The sequence below is a fragment of the Novosphingobium sp. genome (assembly GCF_036733805.1).
Lineage (GTDB): Bacteria > Pseudomonadota > Alphaproteobacteria > Sphingomonadales > Sphingomonadaceae > Novosphingobium.
Map to the genome: position 1 here is coordinate 4,761 of NZ_DAIMZT010000086.1, position 2,757 is coordinate 7,517.

Here is a 2,757-nt window from a genome sequence, read left to right on the forward strand (position 1 = left end):
AGGGCCTTCTCGTAAATTGCGTATTCGCGGTTCACTTTGCTGTCGATGGCATCGGCGATGGCGACCATTCCCTGGTTGTCTTCCAGAATCCAGCCGATCTCACCCCGCTTGGCGCCGAACTTCGCCACGGAAGCGCGGCGGATGTATTCGATCATCATGAAGGCCAGCTGGCTGGCCAGGCGGGATGCCTGCAACTTCTTCCGCACGCCCATCAGCGGCACGCGCATGTCGGCGGGATAAGGCTTCCTGAGCCAGAGCAGCAGCTTGACGAGGCCCAGGATGGGGGGCTTGCCGTTGCGGCCGTTCACGCGCATCTGGACCTGGTTGAGATTGGGCAGCGTCATCATGAAGGCCACCGGCTCTCCTTCATATTCGGCTATGCGAATAAGCTCGGGATGGACCAGCGGCTTGAGCGCCTTGCCGGTATATTCGATCTCTTCCTGGGTAAACGGCACGAAGCCCCAATTGTCGGACCAGGCGTCGTTGAGGATTTCGCAGATGATCGCGGCTTCGCGGTCGAAGTGCTTCAATTCCACCTCGCGCACGCGGATCTTGGCGTTCTTCTCTCCGGAAGAGACGATGCGCTGGACCAGCGGCGGGAACTGCTTGGTCACATCCAGATCGTAAGTATAAAGCGTCTTGACGCGGCCGTAACCGGCGCCTTCGATCCAGCCCTGATACGCCGCGTCATGATGCGCCATCATCACCATGGGCGGGTGATCGTGCCCCCCTACCTGAATCCCCGGCTCTTCCCACACCGAAAGGTTCATCGGCGCCAGCACTCGCGTCATACCCTGTTCGCGCAGCCATTGCTCCGCCGCGGCGATAAGCGCGCGAGCGGTCTCTTCGTCCTCCGCCTCGATCGCGCCCCAGTTGCCGGTGCCCGGCCCCATGCCCTGCTCCACCGGCTGTTTCAGCGCCAGTTCATCGATATGCGCGGAAATGCGCCCGACGATCCGGCCATCGCGCCGGGCCAGAAAAAGCTGGCAGCGGGCATGAGCGAAAAAAGGATTCTTGCCCGGCGTGAACTTGGAAATCTCTTCCGAGCGCAAATTCGGCACCCAGTTTTGATCTGCCGCATTACGGCGATAAGCAAAGTCCACGAAGGCGGCGCGATCGGCCTTGCCGGAGATAGGCGTGATAACTAGTTCGGAGTTGGCCACGATGCTGCCTTTGTTCGAGCCTAAGGGAACGGTCCGGCACGCGGAGTGCGGCCGCTTGCGGTAACTTGTCAAGCGCGCCAGAGAATTTGGAAACAGGAAGCATGATCGCTCAGGACCTTATCGAACAGCCCGGGCCGGCGAAACGGGATGCGGCGGCGGGAACGTGGCATTCGCAGATTCCCGACGACAAGGAGATGCTGCGCGCCGCTGTGGAGCTGACGCGCGACATCGCCGTCGCTCGCCCGGAAATCTACTGGCCGGACATGCTGGGTTCGGCCTTCGTTGGCTATGCGGGGCTTGCGGCCGCAATCCTGTCAACCAACCCTCTCGCAGCGCTGGCCTGCGGTCTGCTGGCCGCGCTGGCGCTTTACCGCGCACTGCTGTTCATTCACGAGCTGACGCATATCCACAAGGATGCGCTGCCCGGTTTCCGTTTCACCTGGAATCTGCTCGTGGGCATTCCGTTGTTGATCCCGTCCTTCATGTACGAAGGCGTGCATACGCAGCATCACGCCCGCACGCGTTACGGCACGATCGACGATCCCGAATATATGCCGCTGGCGCTGATGAAGCCGTGGAGCTTGCCGGTCTTCGCGCTCACCGCGATTCTGCTGCCACCTGCCTTGCTGGTCCGCTCGGCGGTGCTCGTGCCGCTGGGTGTGGTGATCCCGCCGCTGCGCAAGCTGGTGTGGGAACGCGCCTCTGCCCTCGCGATCAACCCCCAATACCGTCGCCGGCCTCCCGAAGGCGAATTTGCGCGGATGGTGTTCTGGCAGGAACTGGGATGCTCGATCTGGGCCATTGCTTTGATAGCGGCGAGCCAAGTTTACGGCTGGCGTCCACTGGCGATAGCGCTCTGTGTCGTTTCGCTGACGGCCTTCCTGAACCAGGTCCGCACCCTCGTTGCGCATTTGTGGGAGAATGATGGAGAGGCGATGACGGTGACCGCGCAATACCTCGACTCGGTCAATGTCCCGCCCCCGGCCATGCTGTCGCCGCTATGGGCGCCGGTGGGCCTGCGTTATCACGCGCTGCATCACTTGCTGCCTTCGGTGCCTTATCACGCGCTAGGCGAATGCCATCGCCGCCTTTCCGCGCACCTGGGGCGGAACAGCACTTACGCCCGCGCGGGCTATACCGGCCTGATGCCGTTGCTGACACGGCTGGTGCGCAACACGATGCGGGTATAGCCCACCTCCGTTAGGGGAGATGTGATGCAGACACAGTTAATCGCCCGCTGGCGAGTGCGGGGGTAGGCCGGGAGGGCAGCAGGCAGGCAGCAGTGCGGCCGGCGTGTGGGGGCCTGAACCGGACAGGCTTGGCTGGTGAACCTTTGGGGTGCGAACGGCTGATGAGGGGACACGCAACTCACCAACTCGGCCCTGGCAAGACAGACATCAGCGGATGCGGGCTCGCGTCCTTGCCGCCGACCCCTGGGGTTGTAAATCCCAGGGCAAAGTTCTGCTTGCGGATGCAGGCGGCCTTTCCTGCGAAAGGACGCCGGCCGCTGATGTGGCGGTGACATGCAAGCGATGGCCATTCGCTTCCGCGCACCTGGGGTGACCCGGTTATCCCGAGTGCTGCGGCATATAAC

Annotated in this window: 2 protein-coding genes; one reads left to right on the forward strand and one right to left on the reverse strand. The window is 62.6% G+C overall.

Going from position 1 to position 2,757, the window contains the following annotated elements; genetic code table 11:
- Positions 1-1,163 (reverse strand): GNAT family N-acetyltransferase (locus tag V7D69_RS14580; protein ID WP_333606159.1); only part of this gene is annotated, 1,163 nt, incomplete at its 3' end.
- Between the two features lie 101 nt (positions 1,164-1,264).
- On the opposite strand from V7D69_RS14580, the gene V7D69_RS14585 reads away from it, so the two are divergent.
- Complete coding sequence (locus V7D69_RS14585; protein ID WP_324064251.1) at positions 1,265-2,353, forward strand: fatty acid desaturase family protein; 1,089 nt, start codon at positions 1,265-1,267, stop codon at positions 2,351-2,353.
- The last annotated feature ends 404 nt before the right edge of the window (positions 2,354-2,757 follow it).